Annotated in this window: 24 protein-coding genes; 9 read left to right on the forward strand and 15 right to left on the reverse strand. The window is 67.1% G+C overall.

What is annotated here, in order from left to right; translation table 11 throughout:
* From NWF22_RS00810 to hrcA, 3 genes are all read right to left on the reverse strand, one after another.
* Positions 1-753: a 16S rRNA (uracil(1498)-N(3))-methyltransferase gene (locus NWF22_RS00810; protein ID WP_160901047.1), complete on the reverse strand. Its 753-nt coding sequence runs from the start codon at positions 751-753 to the stop codon at positions 1-3.
* A 37-nt stretch (positions 754-790) separates the two neighbouring features.
* Positions 791-1954, reverse strand: coding sequence for a molecular chaperone DnaJ (dnaJ, locus tag NWF22_RS00815; RefSeq protein WP_160901046.1), 1164 nt, complete (start codon positions 1952-1954; stop codon positions 791-793).
* Between the two features lie 86 nt (positions 1955-2040).
* Positions 2041-3075 (reverse strand): heat-inducible transcriptional repressor HrcA, encoded by a 1035-nt coding sequence (hrcA, locus tag NWF22_RS00820; protein ID WP_160901045.1) that lies wholly within the window; start codon positions 3073-3075, stop codon positions 2041-2043.
* 132 nt (positions 3076-3207) lie between these two features.
* Here hrcA and NWF22_RS00825 point away from each other — a divergent pair, with 132 nt between their 5' ends.
* Positions 3208-3657, forward strand: coding sequence for a type II toxin-antitoxin system VapB family antitoxin (locus NWF22_RS00825; RefSeq protein ID WP_160901463.1), 450 nt, complete (start codon positions 3208-3210; stop codon positions 3655-3657).
* A 7-nt stretch (positions 3658-3664) separates the two neighbouring features.
* Here the strand turns inward: NWF22_RS00825 and hemW are convergent, their stop codons facing one another.
* The gene (hemW, locus tag NWF22_RS00830; protein WP_160901044.1) at positions 3665-4876 is read right to left on the reverse strand and encodes a radical SAM family heme chaperone HemW; all 1212 of its coding nucleotides are present in this window, start codon (positions 4874-4876) and stop codon (positions 3665-3667) included.
* A gap of 364 nt (positions 4877-5240) precedes the next feature.
* Here hemW and NWF22_RS00835 point away from each other — a divergent pair, with 364 nt between their 5' ends.
* The 5 genes from NWF22_RS00835 to NWF22_RS00855 are packed head-to-tail and all read left to right on the forward strand — an operon-like array spanning position 5241 to position 10801.
* Positions 5241-6986, forward strand: a complete 1746-nt coding sequence (locus NWF22_RS00835) for a nitrite/sulfite reductase (protein ID WP_160901043.1) — start codon at positions 5241-5243, stop codon at positions 6984-6986.
* A complete protein-coding gene (locus NWF22_RS00840) occupies positions 6983-7768 on the forward strand; it encodes a phosphoadenylyl-sulfate reductase (RefSeq protein WP_160901042.1) in 786 nt (261 codons plus the stop codon). Before NWF22_RS00835 ends, NWF22_RS00840 begins: the two co-directional genes overlap by 4 nt.
* Positions 7765-8703 (forward strand): sulfate adenylyltransferase subunit CysD, encoded by a 939-nt coding sequence (cysD, locus tag NWF22_RS00845; RefSeq protein WP_160901041.1) that lies wholly within the window; start codon positions 7765-7767, stop codon positions 8701-8703. The genes NWF22_RS00840 and cysD overlap by 4 nt, the downstream gene beginning before the upstream one ends.
* A gap of 1 nt (position 8704) precedes the next feature.
* Complete coding sequence (locus NWF22_RS00850; RefSeq protein ID WP_160901040.1) at positions 8705-10009, forward strand: sulfate adenylyltransferase subunit 1; 1305 nt, start codon at positions 8705-8707, stop codon at positions 10007-10009.
* Positions 10010-10030: 21 nt separating this feature from the next.
* Positions 10031-10801, forward strand: coding sequence for a sirohydrochlorin chelatase (locus tag NWF22_RS00855; RefSeq protein ID WP_160901039.1), 771 nt, complete (start codon positions 10031-10033; stop codon positions 10799-10801).
* Here NWF22_RS00855 and NWF22_RS00860 read toward each other — a convergent pair.
* From NWF22_RS00860 to NWF22_RS00880, 5 genes are all read right to left on the reverse strand, one after another.
* Positions 10759-11754 carry a sulfate/molybdate ABC transporter ATP-binding protein gene (locus tag NWF22_RS00860; protein ID WP_160901038.1) on the reverse strand — a complete coding sequence of 332 codons (996 nt, stop codon included), beginning with the start codon at positions 11752-11754 and terminating at the stop codon, positions 10759-10761. The genes NWF22_RS00855 and NWF22_RS00860 overlap by 43 nt on opposite strands.
* Position 11755: 1 nt before the next feature.
* Entirely contained in the window at positions 11756-12610 is an 855-nt protein-coding gene (cysW, locus tag NWF22_RS00865) for a sulfate ABC transporter permease subunit CysW (protein ID WP_160901037.1), read from the reverse strand.
* Positions 12607-13458, reverse strand: coding sequence for a sulfate ABC transporter permease subunit CysT (gene cysT, locus NWF22_RS00870; protein ID WP_160901036.1), 852 nt, complete (start codon positions 13456-13458; stop codon positions 12607-12609). The genes cysW and cysT overlap by 4 nt, the downstream gene beginning before the upstream one ends.
* Positions 13455-14453 (reverse strand): sulfate ABC transporter substrate-binding protein, encoded by a 999-nt coding sequence (locus NWF22_RS00875; protein ID WP_160901462.1) that lies wholly within the window; start codon positions 14451-14453, stop codon positions 13455-13457. The genes cysT and NWF22_RS00875 overlap by 4 nt, the downstream gene beginning before the upstream one ends.
* Positions 14454-14711: 258 nt before the next feature.
* Positions 14712-14909: a hypothetical protein gene (locus NWF22_RS00880; protein ID WP_160901035.1), complete on the reverse strand. Its 198-nt coding sequence runs from the start codon at positions 14907-14909 to the stop codon at positions 14712-14714.
* A gap of 132 nt (positions 14910-15041) precedes the next feature.
* On the opposite strand from NWF22_RS00880, the gene NWF22_RS00885 reads away from it, so the two are divergent.
* On the forward strand, positions 15042-17072 hold the full coding sequence (locus NWF22_RS00885) for a glycoside hydrolase family 15 protein (protein ID WP_160901034.1): 2031 nt from the start codon (positions 15042-15044) through the stop codon (positions 17070-17072).
* A gap of 6 nt (positions 17073-17078) precedes the next feature.
* Here NWF22_RS00885 and NWF22_RS00890 read toward each other — a convergent pair whose 3' ends face one another.
* From NWF22_RS00890 to lepA, 3 genes are read right to left on the reverse strand one after another with little or no spacing between them, the layout of a single operon-like run.
* Entirely contained in the window at positions 17079-18002 is a 924-nt protein-coding gene (locus NWF22_RS00890; protein ID WP_160901033.1) for a cation diffusion facilitator family transporter, read from the reverse strand.
* A gap of 9 nt (positions 18003-18011) precedes the next feature.
* A complete protein-coding gene (locus tag NWF22_RS00895) occupies positions 18012-20060 on the reverse strand; it encodes a M3 family metallopeptidase (protein WP_233750887.1) in 2049 nt (682 codons plus the stop codon).
* A 4-nt stretch (positions 20061-20064) separates the two neighbouring features.
* Entirely contained in the window at positions 20065-21987 is a 1923-nt protein-coding gene (gene lepA, locus NWF22_RS00900; protein ID WP_160901461.1) for a translation elongation factor 4, read from the reverse strand.
* Positions 21988-22041: 54 nt separating this feature from the next.
* Between lepA and NWF22_RS00905 the strand changes: the two genes are divergently transcribed.
* Both NWF22_RS00905 and NWF22_RS00910 read left to right on the forward strand, forming a co-directional pair.
* Entirely contained in the window at positions 22042-22704 is a 663-nt protein-coding gene (locus NWF22_RS00905) for an alpha/beta hydrolase family protein (RefSeq protein ID WP_160901031.1), read from the forward strand.
* 7 nt (positions 22705-22711) lie between these two features.
* Complete coding sequence (locus NWF22_RS00910; RefSeq protein ID WP_160901030.1) at positions 22712-23116, forward strand: type II toxin-antitoxin system PemK/MazF family toxin; 405 nt, start codon at positions 22712-22714, stop codon at positions 23114-23116.
* Between the two features lie 6 nt (positions 23117-23122).
* On the opposite strand, the gene NWF22_RS00915 is transcribed toward NWF22_RS00910, so the two are convergent.
* From NWF22_RS00915 to NWF22_RS00925, 3 genes are read right to left on the reverse strand one after another with little or no spacing between them, the layout of a single operon-like run.
* Positions 23123-23971 carry a transglutaminase family protein gene (locus tag NWF22_RS00915; protein ID WP_160901029.1) on the reverse strand — a complete coding sequence of 283 codons (849 nt, stop codon included), beginning with the start codon at positions 23969-23971 and terminating at the stop codon, positions 23123-23125.
* Positions 23968-24951 carry an alpha-E domain-containing protein gene (locus NWF22_RS00920; protein ID WP_160901028.1) on the reverse strand — a complete coding sequence of 328 codons (984 nt, stop codon included), beginning with the start codon at positions 24949-24951 and terminating at the stop codon, positions 23968-23970. The genes NWF22_RS00915 and NWF22_RS00920 overlap by 4 nt, the downstream gene beginning before the upstream one ends.
* On the reverse strand, positions 24948-26768 hold the full coding sequence (locus NWF22_RS00925; protein ID WP_160901027.1) for a circularly permuted type 2 ATP-grasp protein: 1821 nt from the start codon (positions 26766-26768) through the stop codon (positions 24948-24950). The genes NWF22_RS00920 and NWF22_RS00925 overlap by 4 nt, the downstream gene beginning before the upstream one ends.
* Positions 26769-26797 lie beyond the last annotated feature (29 nt).

Genomic DNA, 26797 nt, shown 5'->3' on the forward strand with positions numbered 1-26797 from the left:
TCACCGAGTCGCCCACCGATCGGTCAGCACACCGATGGCGCCGAGCGCGACGGCCGCGGCCGTCGAGGTGCGCAGCACTTCCGGCCCGAGGATCACCGACGTCGCGCCGAGCGCGGTGAGGTCGGCGATCTCGGTGTCGTCGAGTCCGCCTTCGGGTCCCACGACGAGCACGATCTCGGCGGCCTCGCCGAGCGCGACATCGCGCAATCCGACGGCACCGTGCTCATGCAGGACCGCGACCACGCCGCCGGTGGCGATCGCATCGGCGCAGCGGCTGCGCACGTCGGTCGTCGACGCCAACGGTGCGATCGACGGAATCCACGGTCGTCGGCTCTGTTTGGCGGCCGCCGTCGCCGCGGCCCGCCACTTCTCCCGCCCCTTCTCGGCTTTGCCGGTCCACCGGGCCACGCACCGCGCGGCCTGCCACGGCACGATCTCGTCGGCGCCGGCCTCGGTGGCGAGATCGACTGCCAGTTCGGACCGCTCCGACTTCGGCAGCGCCTGCACCACCGTCACGCGGGGTCGCGGCGGATCGGCATAGGCGTAGGTGTGGGCCCGTGCCACCAACGAGTCCTTGCCGGTGATCGCCACGATCTCGCACCGGGCGGTGGAACCGCGGCCGTCGCAGGCGATCAGTTCCTCACCGACGGCCAACCGGGTGACGGTGACCGCGTGGCGACCCTCCGGGCCCGACACCACGACGTCGGTACCGGCCCGCGGTACGTCCGCGACCCAGAACAGTGGTGGACTCACGCGTCGCCTTCGTCGATCCGGTGGCTTCGTCCGCGCGTCAGCGCCCGGCGAAGGCGTTGCGCAGTCGCGAGAACAACCCGCCGGCGGCGGCCCCGGTCGCCGAACTGACGATCTCGGGCTGCTCGTGCGAAGCCTCTCGGAACCGGGTCAGTGCCTCGGTCTGCGCGGAGTCGAGTTTGGTCGGGACGACCACCTCGAGGTGGGCATGCAGGGTGCCGCGCACCCCGGTGTTGAGGTGCGGCATGCCCTGCCCGCGCACCTTCACCACGTGGCCGGGCTGGGTGCCGGGTGCGATGGTGACGCGTGCGGTGCCGTCGAGGATCGTGGCGACATCGATCTCGTTGCCGAGGGCGGCGTCGGCGATCGGGACACGGACGGTGCAGTGCAAATCGTCCTTGTCGCGGACGAAGATCTCGTGCTGTCGCTCAGTGACCTCCACGTACAGGTCACCGGCCGGGCCGCCGCCCGGGCCGACCTCACCCTGGCCGGACAGGCGCACGCGCATCCCGTTCTCGATGCCGGCCGGGATCTTCACGGTCATGGTGCGCCGCGACCGGACGCGTCCGTCACCGCCACATTTGCGGCACGGGTCCGGGATGACCTCACCGACGCCATGGCAGGTGGGGCACTCGCGCACGGTCATGACCTGACCGAGGAAGGAACGCTGGACGGCCTGGATCTCGCCCTGACCCTTACAGGTGTCGCAGCTGATGGGTTTCGAATCGTCGTGGGTACCCGATCCCTTGCACAGGTCGCAGAGGATCGCGGTGTCGACGGTGATCTCCTTGTTGACCCCGGCGGCACATTCCTCGAGGTCGAGTTCCACCGCGACCAACGCAGGCTCACCGGGTTGCACGCGGCTGCGCGGTCCACGGCCCGAGCCGAAGCCGCCGCCGAAACCGCCGCCGCCGCCGGACCCGAAGAACGCCTCGAAGACGTCGCCGAGGCCGCCGCTGCCGAAGCCACCGGAGAAGCCACCCTGGCCGGGACCGGCCAACGGGTCGCCGCCGGCATCCACGATGCGCCGCTTCTCGGGATCGGTCAGCACCTCGTAGGCCGTGCTGACCTCTTTGAACTTGTCCTCCTCGCCCGGGTTGACGTCGGGGTGCAGCTCGCGCGCCTTCTTGCGGTATGCGCGCTTGATCTCCTGGTCGCTGGCGCCTTTGGCCACGCCCAGGATTCCGTAATAGTCACGTGCCACGGTCGTCTCGGTCCTGTCGTCTCGCTGGTCACACTGGTTCGGGTGGTCCGGTATCGCTCCCGGGCCGCACGAGGCGGCCGCACGGGTCAGCGATCGGCCAACACCTCGCCGACATACTTGGCAACGGCTGCGACAGACGCGATTGTTCCCGGATAGTCCATGCGTGTGGGACCGACCACGCCGACGCCGCCGAACACCGTGCCCGAAGCACCGTACCCTGTCGACACGACCGAGGTGCCACGCAGGTTCTCCGTCTGCGTCTCCTCCCCGATCTGCACTGTCACCCGTCCCATCCGCTGGCTCGTGGCGAGCAATTTGAGCACCACGACCTGCTCTTCGAGAGCGTCGAGCACCGTGTCCATCCCGCCGAGCACCGGCGCGAAGTCGGCGGCCGAACGCGCCAGATTGGATGTGCCGCCCAGAACGAGACGATCGTCACCGCGTTCCACGAGCGTCTCGACGAGGATCGTGGCCACCGAGATGACCGCGTCCCGGATGTCGACCGGGGCGTCGTTGGCCAGTTCGGCGACCGCCACCGACGCCTCCTCCAGGCGTTTGCCGTGCAACGCCGCGGAGAACATGTCGCGCAGCCGGATGTAGTCGTCCTCGTCGAGGTCATCGCCCAGGGCAACCATCCGTTGCTCGACCCGGCCGGTGTCGGTGATCACCACCAGCAGTAGCCGCGACGGCGACAGGGACACCACTTCGAGGTGCCGCACGGTGGCCGTGGACAGCACGGGATACTGAATCACCGCAACCTGCCGGGTGAGCTGCGCGAGCAGCTTCACCGAGCGTCGCAGGACGTCGTCGAGGTCGACACCGGAGTCGAGGACCGACAAGATCGCCCGGCGCTCGGCCGCCGACAGCGGTTTCACCTCGCTGATCCGGTCGACGAACATCCGGTAACCCTTGTCGGTGGGCACCCGGCCGGAACTCGTGTGCGGTTGGGCGATATAGCCCTCGGCCTCCAGCACCGCCATGTCGTTGCGCACCGTGGCGCTGGACACCCCGAGCTGATGACGCTCCACCAGTGCCTTGGAACCGATGGGCTCCTGGGTGGAGACGAAATCGGTCACGATCGCACGCAAGATCTCGAACCTGCGATCGTCCGTGGTCGACATCCGACAACACCTCCCGAACGTGCACTCTGCCATACAGTAGGTGACGTCCATCTTACGAACCGTTGCGTGTACAGCGTCGGATGCGCCGTCGTCGTGCCGGGCCGCCACGCACGCCGGACCAGAAAGTGCTCGATGATCTTCAAGGGGGTACGGGAGGGAAGGCCCTATCCCGACCACGGGATGTCGGCGAGTGGGTGGGCCAAGATCCCGCCACGGCAGTTCCGGCTCGACGAACTCACCACGGTCACCAAGGTCCTCGCGCTCGATCGTTTGCTGAGCGAGGACTCGACCTTCTACGGCGACCTCTTCTCTCATGTCGTGCGATGGCGAGGCGATCTCTATCTCGAGGACGGGCTGCATCGCGCCGTTCGCTCCGCACTGCGCAACCGGCACATCATCCACGCACGGATGCTCGACCTCGACGCCATCGACCTCGACACCGACGCGGACTCGGTGGCCAACCGACTCGACACCGAACGCCTACCGCCTCCGGGCCGGGCGCCGGTGCCCGGTGGCGCCCATCGCAAGGCCACCCGCAGCACCGGCTGGACCCTGCCATCCACGACGCCGCCGCAGTGGTGAGCCACCGTCACCCGGCGTACAGGATCTCGCGCACCACCCGATCGGCGAGCAGTCGCCCGGCGTCGGTGAGCACGAGCCGCGCGTCCACCGATCCGACGAATTCGAGTAGGCCGTCGTCGACGAAGCCGGCGGCACGCGGGAACTCCTCGGCCGTGAGTCGATCCACCGGCAGACCGTCCCGGCATCGCGCGGTCAGCATCACCGACTCGACGTGACGATCCTCGTCGGTCAGGACCTCGTGGCCACCGACGGGCAGTCTTCCGCCGTCGAGGACATCGGCGTACCGGGCCGGATGCTTCTGGTTCGACCACCGCACGCCGTTGACGTGAGAATGCGCGCCCGGACCGATACCCCACCAGTCGTGGCTGTACCAGTAGGCGAGGTTGTGGCGGCACCGCCCGGCGTCAGTGCGGGACCAGTTGGACACCTCGTACCAGTCGAAACCGCCGGCGCGCAGTCGGTTGTCCAGGATCTGAAAACGGTCGGCGAGCACGTCGTCGTCGGGCGCCGGCAGCTCGCCACTGCGAATCCGTCGGGCCAGCGCGGTCCCGTCCTCCACGATGAGTGCGTACGCGGAGACGTGGTCGACGTCGGTCGAGAGCACGGCGTCGACACTCGCGTGTAGATCCGCGTCGGTCTCGCCCGGGGTCCCGTAGATGAGATCGAGGTTGACGTGTTCGAATCCGGCGGCGGTCGCCTCTCGTGCGGCGGCCACCGCCCGGCCCGGCGTGTGTGTCCGGTCCAAGGTCGCCAAAACGTGCGGCGCGGCCGACTGCATGCCGAGTGAGATTCGGGTGAAGCCGGCCGAGAGCAGTCCGTCAAAAAACTCCGGAGAGGTCGATTCCGGGTTCGATTCGGTCGTGACCTCGGCATCGTCGGTGAGCGCGAAGCGCGACCGCACCGCGTCGAGCAGCCTGCACAAGCCGTCGGACCCGAGCAGCGACGGCGTGCCGCCACCGACGAAGATCGTCGACACCGGTCGCACGGGGTTGAGCAGTCGCGCCGCGGCATCCAGTTCCCGCTCCACCGCGTGCCGCCACGACTCCGGCGACGAGGAAGTGCCCAGCTCCCCCGCCGTGTAGGTGTTGAAATCGCAGTATCCGCAGCGCGTGGCACAGAACGGCACATGCAGATAGAGGCCGAGAGGCGCCGCTGGGTCGATGGCGGCACACGCGACTTCGACGGCGCTGTCGACTGCCTGCTCGCCTTCGACCTTCATGGGTCCATCATGCGCTCTCGACCTGATGGCATGACCGCCACCTCGACCGTTCCGATGCCGATTCACGCGGGAAACGGGTATTTGCCTCATCGTGAGGAAAAATAACCCCAAGTAGACGCGGCAAGGGTGATCGTGGCACTATGTACGACGTGACTTCCCCAGGGGTGTGGCTCGCCGCGCGACGCCACATTGATTTCAAGCGCGTCTGCAGCGCATTCTGTCGTCCCTAGACGACGTGCTCCCCTGTCGTCGGCAGACGACGATTCGGCCCTGAGAAGTCCCCCGCTCGCCGCGGGATGCCGGCACGTTTCCAGCCCACCTTTCGTGAACGCTGGCGTGTGCGTGCGTCAGCTCAGGAGACTCCATGACGTCCACCACCGACGATCTATCCGTGACCTCGACCGATGCGGCTGCGAAGCCGTCGCCGGCCGCGGACCGCCCCGCCCGCAAGAAGCGTCCGACCAAGCGCCGCGCCGAAGGCCAGTGGAAACTCGGCTACCGCGAGCCGCTGAACCCCAACGAGCAGGTCAAGAAGGACGACAACCCACTCAACGTCCGGGCCCGTATCGAGAACATCTACGCCAAGCAGGGTTTCGACTCGATCGACAAGCAGGATCTGCGCGGCCGGATGCGTTGGTGGGGCCTCTACACCCAGCGCGCCGAAGGCTACGACGGCACCTGGACCGGTGACGAGAACATCGACATCCTCGAGGACAGCCACTTCATGATGCGGGTGCGCTGCGACGCCGGGGCACTCAACGTCGCCCAGCTGCGCACGCTCGGCGAGCTGTCCACCGAGTTCGCCCGCGACACCGCCGATCTGTCCGACCGCGAGAACGTCCAGTACCACTGGATCCGCATCGAGGACGTCCCCACGATCTGGGAGCGTCTCGAGAGCGTCGGGCTCTACACCACCGAGGCGTGCGGCGACTGCCCGCGCATCATCCTCGGGTCGCCTCTGGCCGGTGAAGCCGTCGACGAGGTCCTCGACCCCACCCCGGCCATCGACGAGATCGTCCGCCGCTACATCGGCGACCCGCAGTACTCGAACCTGCCGCGTAAGTTCAAGACCGCCATCTCGGGTCTGCAGGACGTCTCGCACGAGACCAACGACGTCGCGTTCATCGGCGTCAACCACCCCGAACACGGTCCGGGCCTCGACCTCTGGGTCGGCGGCGGGCTGTCCACGAACCCGATGCTGGCGCAGCGGGTGGGCGCCTGGATTCCACTCGACGAGGTGCCCGACGTGTGGGAGGGCGTGGTCGCCATCTTCCGCGACTACGGATACCGCCGTCTGCGCACCAAGGCGCGGCTGAAGTTCCTCATCAAGGACTGGGGCATCGAGAAGTTCCGTCAGGTCCTCGAAGACGAATACCTCGGCCGCAAGCTGATCGACGGTCCCGCGCCGGAGCCGCTGACCGCCCCGCGCGACCACGTCGGCGTGCAGAAGCTCAAGAACGGCCTCAACTCCGTCGGTTTCGCCGCGATGGCGGGACGCGTCTCCGGCACCATCCTGACCAAGGTGGCCGAGGCAGCCGAACGAGTCGGGTCCGACCGCATCCGCTTCACCCCGTACCAGAAGCTCGTGGTGCTCGACGTCGCCGACGACAAGGTCGACGAGCTCATCGCCGACCTCGCGAAACTCGGGTTGAGCGCACGCGCCTCGAACTGGCGTCGGAACCTGATGGCGTGCAGCGGTATCGAGTTCTGCAAGCTGTCGTTCACCGAGACCCGCAAGCGCTCGCAGCGGCTGGTCCCGGAGCTCGAGGAGCGTCTCGCCGACATCAACGCCGACCTCGACACCCCGATCACCGTGAACATCAACGGCTGCCCCAACTCGTGTGCCCGCTCGCAGGTCGCCGACATCGGCTTCAAGGGTCAGCTGGTCGAGGACGGCAACGGCGGACAGACCGAGGGGTTCCAGGTGCACCTGGGCGGAAGCCTCGGCCAGGACGCCGGATTCGGCCGCAAACTGCGGCAACACAAAGTGCTCTCCACCGAACTCGGCGACTACATCGACCGGGTTGTCCGCAAGTACGTGGAGCAGCGACACGACGGAGAACGGTTCGCCCAGTGGGCCGTTCGGGCTGAAGAGGAGGCACTGCGATGAGCACGTCCACCGACACGACAGCGACCGGCCGCCGGTTCAGCGAAGACGAACTGCGCGCGATCGCCGAGAAGGGCGCGGCCGATCTCGGCCCCGACGCCACCCCTGCCGACCTGTTGCGGTGGACCGCCGAGACCTTCGGTGACAACTTCGTCGTCGCATCCAACATGCAGGACGCAGCGCTGGTCGACCTGGCGAGCAAGAACATCGACGACGAGGCGCTGCACGGCAGCAAGCTCAAGGTGCTGTTCCTCGACACCGGCTACCACTTCGCCGAGACCATCGGCACCCGCGATGCGGTCGAGCAGGTGTACAACGACATGTCCCGTCGCTTCGCTCGCCCCGGTGTGGAGATGGTCAACCTGACCCCCGAACACACCGTCGCCGAGCAGGACGAACTGTTGGGCCGCAACCTGTTCGCCCGTGACCCCGGCGAATGCTGCCGGCTGCGCAAGGTGGTTCCGCTCAAGAACGGGCTCGCCGGCTACGACGCCTGGATCACCGGCATCCGGCGGGTGGAGGCACCCACCCGCGCCAACGCGCCGCTGATCTCCTTCGACGAGGGCTTCGGGCTGGTCAAGATCAACCCGATCGCCGCCTGGTCCGACGAGACCATGCAGGACTACATCGACTCCAACGGCGTGCTGGTCAACCCGCTCGTCGACGACGGCTACCCGTCGATCGGCTGCGCACCCTGCACCGCCAAACCCGAACCCGGATCCGATCCGCGCAGCGGCCGCTGGGCCGGTCGCGCCAAGACAGAATGTGGGCTGCACGCATCATGACCATCGCCGACACCTCCGCCTCCCCGATCGTCGACACGGCAGACGATTTCACCACCCTCGACGCGCTGGAATCCGAGGCGATCCACATCTTCCGTGAGGTCGCCGGCGAGTTCGAACGCCCGGTGATCCTGTTCTCCGGCGGCAAGGACTCGACCCTGCTGCTGCATGTGGCGCTCAAGGCCTTCTGGCCGGCCCCGCTGCCGTTCTCGCTGCTGCACGTGGACACCGGGCACAACCTGCCCGAGGTCCTCGAGTTCCGCGACCAGGTCGTGGACCGCTACAACCTGCGGCTGCACGTGGCCAAGGTCGAGGACTACCTCTCCGACGGCCGGCTCACCGAGCGTCCCGACGGTGTGCGCAACCCGCTGCAGACCATTCCGCTTCTCGACGCCATCACCGAGAACCGCTTCGACGCGGTGTTCGGCGGCGGCCGCCGCGACGAGGAACGCTCCCGCGCCAAGGAACGGATCTTCTCCCTGCGCAACGCCTTCGGCCAGTGGGACCCCAAACGGCAGCGTCCCGAACTGTGGAACCTGTACAACGGCCGCCACGCTCCCGGCGAACACGTCCGGGTATTCCCGCTGTCGAACTGGACCGAACTCGACGTGTGGCGCTACATCGCCCGCGAGCAGGTGATGCTCCCACCGATCTACTACGCGCACCAGCGTGATGTGTTCCAGCGCGACGGTATGTGGATGACGCCGGGACCGTGGGGAGGTCCCCGCGATGGCGAAGAACTACAACGACTCTCGGTGCGTTACCGCACCGTCGGCGACGGCTCGACCACCGGCGCGGTCCTGTCCGACGCCGCCGACAACGAGGCCGTCCTGGCCGAGGTCGCCGCTTCGCGGCTGACCGAACGTGGCGCCACCCGCGGCGACGACCGTGTCTCCGAGGCCGCCATGGAAGACCGCAAGCGCGAAGGATATTTCTGAGATGAAGCACGCTCCCGACCTTCTCCGCATCGCCACCGCGGGCAGCGTCGACGACGGCAAGTCGACCCTCGTCGGCCGACTGCTCTACGACACGAAATCGGTGCTGGCCGACCAGATCGATGCCGTCACCAAGGCGTCGGTGGACCGCGGTCTCGAAGGCCCCGACCTCTCGTTGCTCGTCGACGGTCTGCGTGCCGAACGCGAGCAGGGCATCACGATCGATGTGGCCTACCGCTACTTCGCCACGCCGGCACGGTCGTTCGTGCTCGCCGACACCCCCGGCCACGTGCAGTACACCCGCAACACCGTCTCCGGCGCGTCCACCGCCCAGCTGGTGATCCTGCTCGTCGACGCCCGCAACGGTGTCGTCGCGCAGACCCGCCGGCACGCCGCGGTGATGTCGCTGCTCGGTGTTCCGCGGCTGGTGCTGGCGGTCAACAAGATCGACCTCGTCGACAATCCGGACGAGGTGTACGGCCAGATATCGGCCGAGTTCGCCGATCTGACCCGCTCGCTGGGATGGTCGCCGGAGCAGGTCATCTCGATTCCGGTGTCCGCGCTGCACGGCGACAACGTCGCCACCCGCTCGGACAACACCCCGTACTACGACGGCCCCACCCTCATCGAGCATCTCGAGACGGTCCCGAATGTCACCGACATCAAGGACGTCGGGCTGCGTTTCCCCGTCCAGTACGTGATCCGTCCGCGTACGCCGGAGTTCCCCGACTACCGCGGCTACGCCGGTCAGATCGCGGCCGGCCGTGTCTCCGTCGGCGACGAGGTCGTCATCCTTCCCGCCGGCACCCGCAGCACCGTCCGTCAGATCGACACCGCGGACGGACAGCTGGCGACCGCCCATACCGGTCGCAGCGTGACCCTGCTGCTCGACGACGATGTCGACATCTCCCGAGGCGATGTGATCGCCGCGGCCGGGGATGCGCCGGAACCGTTGCAGCAGTTCGGTGCCACGGTCTGCTGGCTCGCCGAGAAGCCGCTGCGACCCGGTGCTCGCCTGCTGCTCAAGCACGGCACGCGCACCACCCAGGCGATCGTGGGCGGCATCGAGGTGCTCTTCGATGAGCAGCACCTGTCGCTCATCGACGCACCGGACACGGTGGAACTCAACCAGATCGGCCGCATCGCCATCCAGACCGCCGAACCGATTGCCGCCGACGACTATCAGGTCAACCGCGAATCGGGCAGCTTCCTGCTGATCGATCCGCAGGGCGGCAATACGCTCGGCGCGGGTCTCGTCGGTGACGCACTGGCGCATCTGCATCTGACCGAGACGCCCGAACTCGTCTGATCCGACCCTGCGAAGAAGCTGTTGACGAACCCCACGCTCCTGCTGGTGGCCCACGGCAGCCGCGATCCGCGGTTCGCCGCCACCGCGTCACGCATTCGTGACGCGGTGGCACGCACCCTGCCCGAAGTGCACATCCGGCTGTCCTATCTCGACCTCGACGAGCCCCTGGTAGGGCCGGCCCTCGCCGACATCAGCGGTGACTGTGTGGTGGTGCCGCTGCTGTTCTCCGCCGGCTATCACAGCAAGGTCGACCTGCCGGCCATCATCGCCGAACACGCCGGTACCGGCCGGGTGGTTCACCAGACCGATGTCATCGGCACGGTGTCGCTGGCCGCAGCCCTCGCCGAACGCCTCGGCGAGGCCGGGATCAGCGATCAGTCCGACGAGCGGGTCGGGGTCATCCTCACCGCGGTCGGGTCCTCGGATCCGGCCGCCGACCGTCATGTCCGGCGCCGCGCCATCGAGTTGTCGACACTGCTGCACCGTCCGGTCGAAGTGGTGTTCGCGACCAAACTCGGCGCGCGTGAGCATCGGCTGCGCACCGCCGTCCGACGCCTGCGCGCTGCCGGCGCCCGCACGATCGCGGTGAGCCCGTACTTCCTGTCGGCAGGCCTGTTGACCGAACGCGTGGAGCGGGCCCTGGACGCGCTGGCCGACGGCGTGGTGGTGGCCGGCCCACTCGGCGCCCACCGTGATGTGGTGGACGCCGTGTGCCACCACTACTGGCTCGGCGCCACCGGTGGGACCGATCAGGACTCGCTGAGCGCGGCCACCTTCGTGGCCCGCGCATAGATCACCTCTCCGGGTTTGAGATTCAGCGCGTAGGCGTCACCGCGGGTGATCTGCGCCTGGAACTCATCGCCGGTGGTGGCCGCGATCAGTTCCAACCGCACCTCGAAGCCCAGATACACCACACGGGTCACCGTCGCCTTGATGACCCCGGTGTCCAGGGCGGCATCCGCGGCGGGTAGCGCCAGTTCCGGGTTCCGACCGATCCGAATATCGTGCGGGCGCACCAATTCGCCGTTGAGCCGGACCGTCGAACCCAGAAACGAGGCGACGAACACGTTGGCCGGGCGATCGTAGAGATCATCCGGGGTGCCCACCTGCTCGATCCGTCCCCTGTTGAGTACTGCGATGCGGTCACTGACGTCGAGCGCCTCCTGCTGGTCGTGCGTGACCAGCACGGTGGTGACATGCACCTCGTCGTGCAACCGCCGCAACCACTTCCGCAGATCGTCACGCACCTTGGCGTCGAGCGCGCCGAACGGCTCGTCGAGGAGCAGCACCTGTGGATCCACCGCAAGCGCCCGCGCCAGCGCCATGCGCTGACGTTGCCCGCCGGACAGTTGGGCTGGAAAGCGCTTCTGGAAGACGGTCAGTCCGACGACCTCGAGGAGCTCATCGACCTTCGCCTTGACCTCGGCCTTCGGCCGCTTGCGGATCTTGAGCCCGAACGCGATGTTGTCCCGCACCGTCAGGTGTTTGAACGCGGCATAGTGCTGGAACACGAAGCCGATGTCACGTTGCTGCGGTGACGCCGCCGACACGTCGTTCCCCTTGATCAACACAGTGCCCGAGTCGAGGCTGTCGAGCCCGGCGATGGCGCGCAGCAGCGTCGACTTGCCGGACCCCGACGGCCCGAGCAGCGAGGTGAGGGAGCCTTCCGGGATGTCGATCGAGATGTCGTCGAGGGCGGCGAAATCGCCGTACCGTTTGTTCGCGCGGATCACCGAGATCGACATGTCACACGCCTTCCTTCCGGGGATCGGTGGCTTCGGGGCTCGCGTCACCCATCCGGCTCTGGACGCGGCGTTCGATGAGCGTCATCGCGATCAACACTGCGATGGCCACCAGCATCAGCAGAGTGGCCGCCGCGTATGCGCCGTACTCGTTGTAGTCGTCGACATAGCGAGAATGCACCAGCAGGGTCAGCGTCTGCGAGATACCCGGGAAGTTCGACGACACCATCATGACCGCGCCGTATTCGCCGAGGGAGCGTGCGACGGTGAGCACGATGCCGTAGGTGAGACCCCAGCGAATGGCCGGCAGGGTGATGCGCGCGAACGTCTGTCGGCCGTTGGCACCCAGCGTGGCCGCGGCCTGTTCCTGTTCGGTCCCGATTTCGCGGAGCACGGGTTCGACCTCGCGGACCACGAACGGCAGGGTCACGAAGATCGTCGCGAGCACCAGCCCCGGGAAGCCGAAGATGATGCGGAAGCCGGCGCTCTCGATCCCGCCGAACCAACCGCCGTAGCCCCACAGCAGGATGAGCGCCACACCCACCACCACCGGTGACACCGCGAACGGGAGGTCGACCACGGCCTGCAGAACGCCCTTGCCGGGAAAGCGGCCCCGCACCAGCGCGAGTGCCGTCGCGATACCGAACACCACGTTCAAAGGCACCACGATCGCCACGATCAGGAGACTCAGTTGCAGCGCCGAGATCGCCGCCGGGGTGGTGATCCACTCCCAGAACTGGAGGAGGCCGTGTTCGAACGAACGCCAGAAGATCAACCCGACCGGCACGATCAACAGCACGAAGAGGTAGACGACGGCGACGGTTCGCAGGCCGTAGCGGATCAGCGGTGACACTCTCACTGGTCGTGCTCCTCGCGCAGCCGTTGGCGTCGCCCCACCATGCGCAGTGCCAGCAGCACCACGAACGCGGTGAGCAGCAACATGACCGACACCGCGGCCGCACTGACCGGGTCGTCGACCTCGATCTGTTGCTGGATGTACTGCGAGGCGACCTGGGTCTCGCCCGGAATGTTGCCGCCGATGAGCACCACCGACCCGAATTCGCCGATCGCTCGGGTGAACGCGAGTCCGGCGCCGGTGAGGATGGAGGGCAGCAGGGCGGGGAGCACGATTCTGGTCCAGGTGGTCGCGTTGCTCGCGCCGAGGACTGCCGCGGCCTCCTCGACGTCGGTGTCGAGTTCCATCAGCACAGGCTGCACCTGCCGTACGACGAACGGCAACGTCACGAAGGTCAGCGCGATCACCAGCGCCGGTTTGGTCGCATTGAGGTGGATGTCGATCGGGCTGTTGGGCCCGTACAGCGACAGCAGCACCAGGCTGGCCACGATCGTCGGCAGGGCGAACGGCAGATCGATGATCGCGTTGACGAATCCCTTGCCCCAGAAGTCGTCACGCACCAGTACCCAGGCGATGATGGTGCCGAACAGCATGTTGATGGCAGCCACCACCACCGATACCAGAACGGTGATGCGCAGGGTGGCCAGCGCATTCGGATCGGTCACAGCGTCGAAGAATCCCGACCAGCCGTCGGCGAAGGACTGCGCCGTGATGGCGGCCAGCGGCAGCAGCACGATGACGGTCAGCCACAGTGCGGCCACACCAACGCCCAGCGGGCTGACTCCGCTGAAGGTTCGGCTACGCCCCAGGAATCCGCCCGGCGGCGAACTGTCGGTGACCGGTGCGCTCATTGCCGGCCTCCGGTGTCGAAGATCTCGGTGATCGCTCCGTCGGGACCGAACAGTTCGGCGTCCACCGCGTCCCAGCCGCCGAGTTCGTCGATGGTCCACAAGGTGTCGATCTCGCCGGGGAACAGAGCGCTGGTCGCCGCGATCGCCGAGGGCATCACCGGTCGGAATCCCTGTTCGGCCCACAACACTTGGGCTTCGTCGGTGAAGAGGTAGTCGACGAAGTCGCGGGCTGCGGATTCGTCGGAGGTGGTGTTGACCACGGCGACCGGGTTCTCGATCCGGAATGTCTCGGCAGGGACGAAGTACTCGACCTGCTTGTCGGGACTCGCGGTCGCGTCGGCCCGGTCGAGCATGATCGCCTCGTTCTCGTAGCTGATCAGCACGTCACCCTGGCCCTGTTCGAACGCTGTGGTGGCCTCCCGGCCCGACTTCGGGATCACCGTCACGTGATCGCGGATCAGTTCGGCGATGTAGTCCAGACCGGCCTGGTGGTCACTCCCGCCGTCACTGTGCACCGCATACGGTGCGAGCAGATTCCATTTCGCCGAACCGGAGCTGCCCGGATTCGGGGTGATGACCTGCACTCCCGGCCTGAGCAGATCGTCCCAGCCGTGGATGTTCTTGGGGTTGCCCTTGCGCACGACGAACGCCACCACAGACCCGAACGGGACGCTGCCGTTCGGCTCCCGCTGCTGCCAGTCCTCGTCCACCACTCCCGCATCGACGAGTCGGGTGATATCGGGTTGCACCGAGACGTTCACCACGTCGGCGGGGACACGGCGGGCCACCTTTCGGGACTGGTCACCGGACGGGCCGTAGGACTGGGAGAAGCCGATGTCACGGCCTGCCTCGGTGCGACGAAACGCCGGGATCACGACATCGAACCCGGGTTTGGGCGTCGCGTAGGCGATCAGGTTCACATGGCGCGAACCGGAGGAGATGTCGTCGCCGCCGGGCTCGTCGGTCGAGCCACCACAGGACGTGGCGGCGAGCATCACCAGCGCCACGACGACCACCGCCGTCAACGGGCGCCACGAGCGCGCGGCTGCCGACTTCGTCACGCTCACCGTCCTCCCACCATTGCATCAACCGAACCCGTAGACGCTAGCAACGGGCGGCGATGCGTCACCACATGCGTGGGCGCGAGCGGTACCGCAGGTCGAGTCGATGTGCTACCTGGTGAGCACCCAGGCGAGGATCACCAGCACGATGAGCGCCACCAAGGCCAAGGTCACGCGGGAACGGAACACCGCCTACAGCCCCTTTCCGTCGTCATCGGCGAATCGGCGCCGGTCGAACACCGTGGACACCGCGTCGACCAGCACATTGAGCGCTGCGGCCACCAGCACGGCGAACGGGATCACGACGACGAGGGTCACCAGCAACTGCGGGACGAACGAGAGACCCGTCAGCCACTCCTCGACACCGTCCCACCAGGCGAGCAGCGACATGACATTTCACCTCTTCGTTCTTCCCGGCCGGCACCCCGGCCCACATGGGTTTCGCGCAGGCTGATTCAAACCCGGCAAGGTTCCGACGTCGGCCGAGTGGCGACGGTCGGGCCTGATCGCAATGATATAGCCATGACTCCACCGGAAGACGCTGCCGTCACTGCGCTGCCCATCGACAACGCCACGCACCTCGACGCCACCGACAGCGCACATTCCGACGCCGGCGAGATCGACCCCGAGGTCAAGGCCTTCTCGCCCGCGACCCCGAGTCACAACGCGTTTCCCCATATCGGCGACTACGCCTTTCTGTCGGACACCGAGACCAACTGTCTGATCGCACGCAACGGTTCGGTCGAGTGGATGTGTGTGCCGCGCCCCGACTCCCCCAGCGTGTTCGGCGCCGTCCTCGACCGCAGCGCCGGCCATTTCCGCCTGGCCCCCTACGGCGTCAATGTGCCGGTCGATCGGCGGTATCTGCCGGGCAGCCTGATGGTCGAGACCACCTGGCAGACCGACACCGGCTGGATCGTGGTGCGCGATGCCCTGGTGATGGGCCCCTGGCACGACAACGAACGTCGCTCCACGACGCATCGCCGCACCCCTACCGATTGGGACGCCGAACACATCCTGTTGCGAACGGTGCGATGTGTCTCGGGCACCGTCGAACTGTCACTCAGTTGCGAACCGGCGTTCGACTACCACCGGGGCAAGACGGTCTGGGAGTACTCCGGACCCGCCTATGGGGAGGCGATCGCCACCGGCACGGGCACCACTGCACCCGGCCCCACGCTCAAGCTGACCACCGACCTGCGCCTGGGACTCGAGGGCCGCGAGGCCCGCGCGCGTACCCGCCTCGTGGAGGGCGACAACCGGTTCGTCGCACTGTCCTGGTCGCGGCAGCCGGCACCGCAGAACTTCGAGGAAGCCGCACAGAAGATGTGGTCGACCTCGGAGTGCTGGCGGCAATGGATCAACGCCGGCACCTTCCCCGACCATCCGTGGCGCACACATCTGCAGCGGTCAGCGCTGACCCTCAAAGGTCTCACCTACTCCCCGACCGGCGCACTGCTCGCCGCTGCGACCACATCCCTTCCGGAAACCCCTGGTGGCGAACGTAACTGGGACTACCGGTACGCGTGGGTACGCGACTCCACGTTCGCCCTGTGGGGTCTGTACACCCTGGGGCTCGACCGTGAGGCCGACGACTTCTTCTCGTTCATCGCCGACGTGTCCGGGGCCACCAACGGCGAACACCATCCGTTGCAGGTGATGTACGGGGTCGGCGGCGAACGCACCCTGGAGGAGGAGGAACTCCACCACCTGTCCGGCTATGACGGTGCCCGCCCGGTGCGTATCGGCAACGGCGCCTACAACCAGGCGCAGCACGACATCTGGGGCACCATGCTCGACTCGGTCTACCTCAACACCAAGTCGAGCGAGGCGGTCCCCGAGACCTTGTGGCCGGTGTTGAAGGCGCAGGTCGAGGAGGCCGTGAAGAACTGGCGCAAGCCCGATCGCGGGATCTGGGAGGTGCGCGGCGAACCGAAGCACTTCACCTCGTCGAAGGTCATGTGCTGGGTGGCGCTCGACCGCGGCGCCCGCCTCGCCGCGCTACACGGTGAGAAGTCGTACGCGAAGACGTGGGCCGGTATCGCCGACGAGATCCGCGCCGACATCCTCGAACACGGGGTCGACGAGCGCGGGGTGTTCACCCAGCGCTACGGGGACCCCGCGCTCGACGCGTCCGCGCTGCTGATCCCGCTGCTGCGCTTCCTGCCGTCGGACGACTACCGGGTCCGCAACACGGTGCTCGCGATCGCCGATGAGCTCACCGACAACGGCCTGGTTCTGCGCTACCGGGTCGACGAGACCGACGACGGACTCTCCGGCGAGGAGGGGACCTTCACCATCTGTTCGTTCTGGTTGGTCTCGGCGCTCGTCGAGATCGGTGAGCTCCATCGCGCCAAGGTCCTCTGCGAGCGACTGCTGTCCTACTCGAGCCCGCTGAAGCTCTATGCCGAGGAGATCGACGCCAGCACCGGTCAGCATCTGGGCAACTTCCCGCAGGCGTTCACCCACCTGGCGTTGATCAACGCGGTGATGCACGTGATCCGGGCCGAGGAAGCCGCCAGCCACGGAACCTTCCAGCCGGCACATCACTGACACCGGTCAGGACAGGCGCCAGGATTCGTAGGCTCGGGGGTCCTCCACCGGCTCGACGTGGATGGTGACGTCGAGGTGTGACAGCGTCGCCTGCAGGTCGGCCTCGACCTCCTCGGCGAGGTCATGGGCGTGCTGCACCGTCCAGGTCCCCGGCACCAGCATGTGCATCTGCATGAAGCGACGATGCCCGGCCTCACGTGTGCGGATGTCGTGGAAGACCACGCCGCGCTCGCGATGTGGGGCCAGGGCCGCCTCGACCTTTGCCCGGTCGGATTCGGGTAGGGCCGCATCCATCATTCCCTCGGCCGAGCGCCAGATCAGCCGGCCGCCCACCACGAGGATGTTGATCGCGACAGCGATCGCGATGAGCGGATCGAGCCGAAGCCATCCGGTGACGGCGACCAGGAAGACCGCGACCACCACGCCGACGGTGGTCCACACGTCGGTCATCAGATGCTTGCCGTCGGCTTCCAAGGTGATTGAACGGTGGCGCCGGCCCGCCCGCAGCAGGACCACCGCCACCGCACCGTTGACGACGGTGGCCGCGACCGAGATCGCCAGGCCCGGTCCTACCGACTCCAGTTCGGCGGGATGGATCAGGCGGTCGACTGCGGCGACGATGATCGCGCCGGCGGCGACGAAGATCATCACGCCCTCGACGACGGCCGAGAGGTATTCCGCCTTCGTGTGGCCGAAGTTGTGACCGGCGTCGGCGGGTCGGGCGGCGACCCGCAACGCCACGAAAGCACCGACTGCCGCAACGAGATTCACCACCGACTCGGCCGCATCCGACAGCAGGCCCACCGACCCGGTGATCCGCCAGGCGGTGACCTTCATCGCAATGGTCACCACGGCCGCGGCGATGCTCAGCAGCGCGAACCGTGTCAGGTCACCACGGGCGTCCCGACCGGGCCCCACGCCGGATTCCATCGGCTGCGGCTACCGGGCCTCGCCGGCCGCGGCCAGCCCGCGGCGGGCGAGCAGTGGCCCGATCTGCGGGGTGCGTCCGATGAGCTTCTCGTGTGCCACCAACGGGTCGATGCTGTCACCGCGCGTGAGAGTGGCCTCGGCGAAGCGCCGACCGTTGTCGCGCCGGAGCCCACCTTCGGCGAGGAACCACTGCTCGGTCTCGGCGTCGAGAACCTCCGACCAGATGTAGGAGTAGTAGCCCGCCGAGTAGCCGCCGCCGAAGATGTGGTTGAAGTACGCGCTTCGGTATCGCGGCGGGATCAGGTCGCCGGTGAAACCCTTCGCGCGCAATGCCGCTCGTTCGAACTCCACGACATCGTCGACCGCGTCGTCGACGGTGATCCGATGCCAGGCGAGATCCAACAGCGCTGCGGCCAGGTATTCGAGCGTGGCGTGCGCGCTCTCGGTCTTCGCCGCAGCCCGCGCCGCATCGGCCAGCCCTGCCGGGATCGGCGCCGCGGTTTCGTGATGACGAGCGTACTGCGACAACACATCCGGGTGCAGCGCCCACATCTCGTTCACCTGCGACGGGAACTCGACGAAATCGCGGGGCACCGAGGTCCCCGACTGCGAGGGATAGTCGACCGCCGACAGCAGGCCGTGCAGAGCGTGTCCGAACTCATGGAAGAGGGTGGTCAGCTGGTCCATCGTCAGCAGGCACGGCTCGCCGGGATCGGGTTTGGTCAGGTTCGCGACATTGACCACGATCGGCTGCGCCGACAGCGCCACCGACTGGTCGACGATGTTGTTCATCCACGCGCCGCCCCGTTTGGACGGGCGCGCATAGAAGTCACCGAGGAACAGCCCGATGCTGCGGCCGGCCTCGTTGATCACATCCCACACCCGCACGTCGGGGTGATAGCCGTCGAGATCGGATCGTTCGACGAAACGCAGGCCATAGAGTTTGCCGGCCGCATAGAAGACGCCGCGCTGCAGCACATTGTCGAGCTCGCAGTAGTCGGCGAAGTCGTCGAGGGGAACCGCCGAGGATGCCCGGCGCTCCCGATCGAGCCAGTACGTGAGGTCGGCGGCACCGATCTCCTCGTCGGCGAAGCGGGTCAGTCGAGTCAGTTCGCGTCCGCCGGCACGCAACGCCGACTCGGTGAGCTCGTCGAGCAGTTCGACGACGGCGTCGGGGTTCGGCGCGGTCTCCTCGGCGATCACGTATTCGGCGTGGTCGTGATACCCGAGCAGACGGGCCCGCCGCGCACGCAGCCGGACGATCTCGAGGACGAGCTCGCGGGTGTCGTGTTCGTTGCCCCGGGCACAGCGGGAGACCGAGGCGTCGAAAACGCGTTGCCGCACGTCACGATCGGTCAGCACGGTGAGCAACGACTGACTGCTCGGCAGCTCCAGGGTGAGCAGATACCCGGAGTCGTGGCCCGCGTCGGCGGCCGCTCGACGGGCGGCAGCGATCTGCCCCGCCGACAGCCCGTCGAGGCCGGCGGCGTCGTCGACGAACACCGCCGAGGCGTTGGTGTCGTCGAGAATCCGCTGCGAGAACGCGGTGCTCAGGTAGGCCAACCGCGACGAGATCTGTCGCATCTGCTCCTGCTCGCCCAAACCGAGACCGGCTCCCGCACGCACCGATTCGCGATAGCGCTTGGCCAGCAGTCGTTCCTGCGACTCGGTCAGACCGAGTTCGTCCATGCGCTCATGGAGCGACGAGATCCGGTCGAACAGGCGCCGATCCATCGAGATCGTGTTCGCGTGGTCGGTGAGCAACGTCGAGAGTTGCTGGGAGATCTCGTTTCGCTGCGGGTTGGTGTCGGGCCCGACGAGATTGAAGAAGATCCCACCCGCCCGTGCCAGGTCGCGGCCGGACAGTTCGAGCGCCTCCACGGTGTTTCGGAAGGTCGCCGGCCGCGAGTCCGTCGCGATCGACTCCACTTCCGCGAGGTGGGTTGTCATCGCCTCGCGGAAGGCCGGCAGGAAATCGTCGTCGGAGATCGAGGCGAAGTCGGGCAGTCCGTGCGGCAGCGAGCTCTCGGCCAGAACCGGGTTGCGGCGGGTCTCCAACGGTCTACTTCCCCTTCGGCTTGTCTCCGAGCGAGTCGGTGGAGAGGGCCGCCACGAACGCCTCCTGCGGGACATCCACCCGGCCGATCGTCTTCATCCGCTTCTTGCCCTCCTTCTGCTTCTCGAGCAGCTTGCGCTTACGGCTGATGTCGCCGCCATAGCATTTGGCCAGCACGTCCTTACGGATGGCGCGGATGTTCTCTCGCGCGATGATCTTCGACCCGACAGCGGCCTGCACGGGCACCTCGAATTGCTGCCGCGGGATCAGCTCCTTCAGCTTGGTGGCCATCTTGTTGCCGTAGGCGTATGCGGCATCCTTGTGGACGATGGCGCTGAAGGCGTCGACCGCCTCGCCCTGCAGCAGGATGTCGACCTTCACCAGATCGGCCTCCTGCTCGCCGGCCTCCTCGTAGTCGAGGCTGGCATACCCGCGGGTGCGCGACTTGAGCGCGTCGAAGAAGTCGAAGATGATCTCGGCCATCGGCATCGTGTACCGCAATTCGACGCGAGTCTCCGACAGGTAGTCCATACCGCCGAGGTCACCCCGCCGGGACTGGCAGAGCTCCATGATCGCCCCGACGAATTCACTGGGCGCGATGATCGTCATCTTCACGATCGGCTCGAAGATCTGTTTGGCCTTCCCCGCGGGCCAGTCCGAGGGATTCGTGACGGTGATCTCCTGGCCGTCCTCCATGATCACCCGGTAGACCACGTTGGGCGCGGTCGAGATGAGGTTCAGGTTGAACTCACGTTCGAGGCGTTCGCGGGTGATCTCCATGTGCAGCAACCCGAGGAATCCGCAGCGGAACCCGAACCCGAGGGCCACCGAGGTCTCCGGCTCGTACGCCAGTGCGGCATCGTTGAGCTGCAGCTTGTCCAGCGCCTCACGCAACACCGGATAGTCCGAGCCGTCCACCGGATAGAGACCCGAGTAGACCATCGGCTGGGGTTCGCGGTAGCCGGTCAGCGGTTGCTCGGCGCCGTGCTTGGCCGTCGTCACGGTGTCGCCGACCTTGGACTGCCGGACGTCCTTGACACCGGTGATGAGGTAGCCGACCTCCCCGACACCGAGGCCTCTGGATGCCTTGGGTTCGGGCGAGACGATGCCGACCTCGAGCAACTCGTGGGTGGCGCCGGTGGACATCATCAGCACTTTTTCGCGCGGCAGCACCCGTCCGTCGACGACGCGGACATAGGTGACCACACCCCGGTAGGTGTCGTACACCGAGTCGAAGATCATCGCACGTGCGGGTGCGTCCTGGTCGCCCTCGGGTGGCGGGACCTGCTTGATCACCTCGTCGAGCAGAGCGGCGACACCTTCGCCGGTCTTGCCGGACACCCGCAGCACGTCCGACGCCTCACAACCGATGATGTGGGCGATCTCGGCGGCATAGCGGTCCGGGTCGGCGGCCGGCAGATCGATCTTGTTGAGGACCGGGATGATCGTCAGGTCCTTGTCCATGGCCAGATACAGGTTGGCCAGGGTCTGCGCCTCGATGCCCTGCGCGGCGTCGACGAGCAGGATCGCACCCTCACAGGCCTCGAGCGCACGCGACACCTCGTAGGTGAAGTCGACATGTCCGGGAGTGTCGATGAGGTGGATCACGTAGTCGGTGGTGGCGCCCGACTCGTCGGTGACCTGCCACGGCAGGCGCACGTTCTGCGCCTTGATGGTGATACCGCGCTCACGTTCGATGTCCATCCGATCGAGGTACTGCGCTCGCATCTGTCGCTCCTCGACCACACCGGTGAGCTGCAGCATCCGGTCGGCCAGGGTGGACTTCCCGTGGTCGATGTGGGCGATGATGCAGAAGTTGCGGATCCGCTCGGGGGCGGTGAAGGTGTTGTCGGCGAAGGTGGGAATCGAACTGCTCCTCGGACGTGCGGCATGGGGACGCGGTCGGCCTGACCGCGTCGATGGGTCCAGTTTCTCATGCCCGCCGCAGTCGGCGTCGGCGACGCTCGCCGCTACGGTTGAGCAATGGCTGCCGCACCCCCGCCGAACAGTCCCGAGTCGCGCACATACGACGCCGACTCTGTCGTGGCGGAGGTCACCGACCCCGGCCGGGATCGCGTCGGTGTGGCCGTCCTGGCGCACGGGGCCGGTGGCAACCGGCACGCGGTCATCCTGCGCGCGCTGGCCGACGAGCTGTCGGCGCGGGGCCTGCTGGTGGCCCGCATCGACCTGCCCTACCGTCAACGTCGCCCCAAGGGCCCGCCGAGCCCGTCGACGGCGGCCGCCGACCGGGCCGGCATCGTCGCGGCGTGCGAGACGTTTCGGGTGGGCGGTGCTCCGCTGATCGTCGGCGGCCATTCCTACGGTGGTCGCCAGGCGTCGATGGCGGTGGCCGAGGACCCGGATCTGGCCGACGGCCTGCTGTTGACGTCCTATCCCCTGCATCCACCGGGCAAACCGGACCGGCTGCGTACCGAACACCTGCCGTCGATCTCGGTGCCCACCGTGATCGTGCACGGCAGTACCGATCCGTTCGCCACCCCGGACGAACTCGCCGACGCCGTGGCGCTGATCCCGGCACCCACCCGCGTGGTCGAAATCGAGAAGGTCGGACACAACCTCAACCCCGACCGCAAACCCACCGCCGCATTGACCGCCGACGCCGTGTTCGACACCTTGATCGGCTGACGCGGCGATGCCACCCGGTCCGCGTACCGCTGCGACACGCGCCCTCGCGCGCACGATCTGCTACTCCCCAGACCTCGACGGTGCCGCCGATCCCGGCGAGATCGTCTGGACCTGGGTGCGCTACGAGGATGATCCCGACGAGGGCAAGGATCGCCCGGTGCTCGTCGTCGGCCGCGCCGGCACGTACCTTCTCGGATTGATGTTGTCCAGCAAGGAGTATCACCGCGAGGATCCGGATTGGGTGCGCATCGGCAGCGGGGTGTGGGACTCGTCACGGCGGGAGAGTTACGTCCGTCTCGACCGGGTGCTGGTGGTCTCCGAACACGGCATCCGTCGTGAGGGCGCCATTCTCGATCGCGAGCGGTTCGACCGCGTCGCCACCCGGTTGCGCAGCGACTACGGCTGGCACTGACCTGGTCTAGGCCAACCGGGTGATCTCCACGACGACGTCGAGATCGGTCGCCCCACCCCCGGTGTAGATGCCCTTCAGCGGTGACACATCGGCATAGTCACGTCCGACCCCGACCGACACGTGCTGCTCGGTGATGTCGGTGGCATTGGTCGGGTCGAAACCCCACCAGCCTCCCGTCCATGCCTCGATCCACGCATGGCTCTGCCCCTCCACCGTTTTGTCGATGGCGGCATCGGGTTTCGGGTGCAGGTAGCCGGAGACGTAGCGGGCCGGGATCCCGAGACCACGCAACATCAGCAACGACAGGTGCGCGTAGTCCTGGCACACCCCTTTGCGTTCGTTCCAGGCGTCCACGGCCGTGGTGTGTACGCCGGTGGTGCCCGGCACGTACTTCATCTCCTCGTGCACATACCGGCACACCGCCTCGACCGCCGCATCCGGTTCGAGACCCTTGGCCAGCCGTGTCGCCGCCGAGGTCAGCTGCCGGTTCTTCGGCACATACCCGGTGTAGGCCAGCATCTCGTCGTAGCGGTCCCTGACGTAGGCGCTACGCACCTCGTCCCAGCTGCGTTGCTCGCCGACCGGGACCCGGCCGCCGGCCTCGGTCTCCACCACCGACATGCCGGACACCTCGAGTTCCTCGTGCGGCGCGTGCAGGTCGAAGGCGGTAACCGCAGTGCCCCAGTAGTCGGTGTAGCGGTAGGACCTCGTGGCCGGCACCGTCTCGACCCGGTTGATGATGACGTTCTGCCGATTGTCACTGCGGGGCGTGAGGCGGGCCTCGTTGTACGACGACGTCACCGCGCTCTTGTAGGCGAATCCGGTGGAATGGACGACGCGCAGACGCCAGCTCACAGTTCACTCTCCTCGATCATGTGGTCCTCCGAATCGCTCACGCGGGCGTCGGCCCACGAGACATACGGCGACACATGGAAGTACTGGCCGGTCACCGCCTCGTTGACCGCCCGGCAGGTGTCCTGGAGATCGAGCAGGCGGTCCTGCAGGTCGTCGAGCAGATTGCCCGGCTCGATGAACTCCAACGAGCTGCGCGCCCGGCCGAGGAGCAACATCGCCTCGGCTTGGGTGCCGACGCGACTCGGCCGCTTCTCCAGTTCGGTCAGATTGTGCTCGGCCACCCGCAGTGCGTGGAACACCGACCGTGGGAAAAGCCGGTCCACCAGCATGAACTCGACGATGTTGTCTGCGTCGAGGCGTCCCCGGTAGGTGCGCAGGAAGGTGTCCTGCGCGCCGGCCGACACCAGCACGCTGACCCACGACGGCGACGAGACGCGATCGCCGGCGCGCGACAGCAGCATCCGGATGGTCATGTCGACACGCTCCACCGACCGCCCGAGCAGCAGGTACCGATAGCCGTCGTCGTGGCTGAGCGTGGCGTCGGCGAGGCCCGCGAACATGGCCGCCCGGTTCTTGACATAGGACAGGAATTCGTGCGGGCCGAGACGGCGGGCCCGACGTTCGGCGTCGCTGAGTCCGTTGTAGGTGGTGTTGAGACACTCCCACATCTCGCTCGAGGTGACCTCACGCGCACCGCGGGCGTTCTCGCGGGCCGACCGGATCAGGTCGACGATCGACCCGATCGCGTCCTTGTCGTAGGCGACGCGCTCGGTCAGCGTCCACACGTCGATCAGTTCGTCGGTGCCGGGTGCGTCCAGACCGAGCACCTGGATCACCAGTCGCGCCTGGCGGTCCACGTCGACGGTCGCGTCCTCGAGCAACTGGTGGATCGCGACGTCGAGAATACGTGCCATGTCGTCGGCTCGTTCGACGTAGCGGCCGATCCAGTAGAGGGATTCCGCGTTGCGCGCCAACATCATCGGTGCTCACCACCCTGCTGATCGGTACCCTGCTGCGCCTGCTGCTGCTGTTGTGTCTGGGTGTGCAGTGGGTCGGGAGCGCTCTCGGCCGGGCGGGCGGCCGCGACCCCACTGGCGTTGACCACCTTCGCCCCGGACAGCTCGCGGTCTTCGGCCGACGAGCGTGACGATGCGAGCACCCAGGTGTCCTTGGAGCCACCACCCTGGCTGGAGTTGACCACCAACGACCCCTCCGGTAGGGCGACGCGGGTCAGTCCACCCGGCAGCACCCACACCGACTCTCCGTCGTTGACCGCGAACGGCCGCAGGTCGACGTGTCGGGGCCGCACCTCCCCGTCGATCTTGGTCGGCACCGTCGACAGCTGCACCACGGGCTGGGCGATCCACCCGCGGGGATCGTTGCGCACCTTGCGAGCCAACGTGTCCAGTTCGGCCTTGGTGGCGTCCGGACCGAACACGATGCCGTAGCCGCCGGAACCCTCCACCGGTTTGACCACCAGTTCGTCGATCCGGTCGAGAACCTCTTCGCATTCGTCGTCGAGCCAGCACCGCAGCGTGTCGACGTTCTGCAGCGAGGGCTTCTCGCCGAGGTAGTACTCGATGATCTCGGGGACATAGGTGTAGATGAGCTTGTCGTCGCCGACGCCGTTGCCGACCGCACTCGAGATGACCACGTTGCCGGCCCGGGCGGCATTGAGCAGTCCCGCGACGCCGAGCATGGAGTCCGGCCGGAACTGCATGGGATCGAGGAAATCGTCGTCGATGCGGCGGTAGATCACATCCACCCGCTGCTCGCCCTCGGTGGTGCGCATATAGACGATGTTGTCGCGGCAGAAGAGGTCTCGACCCTCGACCAATTCGACGCCCATCAGTCTCGCCAGCAACGAGTGTTCGAAGTAGGCGGAGTTGGCGACACCCGGGGTGAGCACCACGATGTTGGGGTCGGCCTCGTTGAACGCTGCAGACGCTCGCAGGGCGCGCAGCAGGTGACTCGGGTAGTCGGCGACCGCACGCACCCGATGTGAGGAGAACAGATCCGGGAAGACCCGCGCCATGGTGCGTCGGTTCTCCATCACATAGGAGACACCCGACGGGGACCGCAGATTGTCCTCCAGGACACGGAAATCGCCGTTCTCGTCGCGGATGAGGTCGATGCCGGCGACGTGGATGCGAACCCCGTTGGGCGGCCGGATGTTTGCGGCCTGCCGGTGAAAGTGCTCACACGAGTGCACGAGTCGTTTCGGCAGCACCCCGTCGCGCAGGATCTCCTGTTCGCCGTAGATGTCGTCGAGAAACAACTCCAGGGCCTGCACACGTTGGGTGATGCCGGCCTCCAGCTTGCTCCACTCACCCGCCGAGATCACCCGCGGCACAACATCGAGCGGGAACGGCCGTTCCTTGCCGGACAGCGAGAAGGTCACACCCTGATCGATGAACGCACGACCGAGCGCATCGACCCGCACGTCGAGGTCGGCCGCGTCGTATTCCGACATCGCCTTGTAGATGCCGCGATACGGTGCGCGCACCTCGCCGTCGGCGTCGAACATCTCGTCGAAGGCCTTGCCGTACGGCCCTTCCGAGTACCCGGAGAAGATCGTGTTGTCGATCGCCTTGGGTTCGCGGACGACGGTCTTGGCGCGCTTGGCCGGCTCCTTGGACCGCCCTTTGGTGCCGGCCGCCTTGGTGTCGGACTTACGCCCGGCCGTCGACTTGGTGGCCTTGGTCGACTTGTTCGGCTGGCTGCCGGTCGTCGCTTTCGACTTCGTGGCCTTGCTGGCGGCTCGCTTGCTGGCGGAGGTCGTCGACGCGGGACTCATAACTTGACATGGTGCTACAAAAACCGGGA

Source organism: Gordonia mangrovi, assembly GCF_024734075.1.
GTDB classification, from domain to species: domain Bacteria; phylum Actinomycetota; class Actinomycetes; order Mycobacteriales; family Mycobacteriaceae; genus Gordonia; species Gordonia mangrovi.

What these genes read in the sequence shown, in the direction of transcription:
- NWF22_RS00925 (WP_160901027.1), bottom strand. Translation starts at nt 26,768, where the DNA reads ATGAGTCCCGCGTCGACGACCTCCGCCAGCAAGCGAGCCGCCAGCAAG.
- NWF22_RS00850 (WP_160901040.1), top strand. Translation starts at nt 8,705, where the DNA reads ATGAAGCACGCTCCCGACCTTCTCCGCATCGCCACCGCGGGCAGCGTC.
- NWF22_RS00860 (WP_160901038.1), bottom strand. Translation starts at nt 11,754, where the DNA reads ATGTCGATCTCGGTGATCCGCGCGAACAAACGGTACGGCGATTTCGCC.
- NWF22_RS00835 (WP_160901043.1), top strand. Translation starts at nt 5,241, where the DNA reads ATGACGTCCACCACCGACGATCTATCCGTGACCTCGACCGATGCGGCT.
- cysT (WP_160901036.1), bottom strand. Translation starts at nt 13,458, where the DNA reads ATGAGCGCACCGGTCACCGACAGTTCGCCGCCGGGCGGATTCCTGGGG.
- cysD (WP_160901041.1), top strand. Translation starts at nt 7,765, where the DNA reads ATGACCATCGCCGACACCTCCGCCTCCCCGATCGTCGACACGGCAGAC.
- NWF22_RS00920 (WP_160901028.1), bottom strand. Translation starts at nt 24,951, where the DNA reads ATGATGTTGGCGCGCAACGCGGAATCCCTCTACTGGATCGGCCGCTAC.
- hrcA (WP_160901045.1), bottom strand. Translation starts at nt 3,075, where the DNA reads ATGTCGACCACGGACGATCGCAGGTTCGAGATCTTGCGTGCGATCGTG.
- NWF22_RS00885 (WP_160901034.1), top strand. Translation starts at nt 15,042, where the DNA reads ATGACTCCACCGGAAGACGCTGCCGTCACTGCGCTGCCCATCGACAAC.
- NWF22_RS00840 (WP_160901042.1), top strand. Translation starts at nt 6,983, where the DNA reads ATGAGCACGTCCACCGACACGACAGCGACCGGCCGCCGGTTCAGCGAA.
- NWF22_RS00910 (WP_160901030.1), top strand. Translation starts at nt 22,712, where the DNA reads ATGCCACCCGGTCCGCGTACCGCTGCGACACGCGCCCTCGCGCGCACG.
- NWF22_RS00875 (WP_160901462.1), bottom strand. Translation starts at nt 14,453, where the DNA reads ATGCTCGCCGCCACGTCCTGTGGTGGCTCGACCGACGAGCCCGGCGGC.
- hemW (WP_160901044.1), bottom strand. Translation starts at nt 4,876, where the DNA reads ATGAAGGTCGAAGGCGAGCAGGCAGTCGACAGCGCCGTCGAAGTCGCG.
- NWF22_RS00905 (WP_160901031.1), top strand. Translation starts at nt 22,042, where the DNA reads ATGGCTGCCGCACCCCCGCCGAACAGTCCCGAGTCGCGCACATACGAC.
- NWF22_RS00825 (WP_160901463.1), top strand. Translation starts at nt 3,208, where the DNA reads ATGATCTTCAAGGGGGTACGGGAGGGAAGGCCCTATCCCGACCACGGG.
- NWF22_RS00890 (WP_160901033.1), bottom strand. Translation starts at nt 18,002, where the DNA reads ATGGAATCCGGCGTGGGGCCCGGTCGGGACGCCCGTGGTGACCTGACA.
- NWF22_RS00880 (WP_160901035.1), bottom strand. Translation starts at nt 14,909, where the DNA reads ATGTCGCTGCTCGCCTGGTGGGACGGTGTCGAGGAGTGGCTGACGGGT.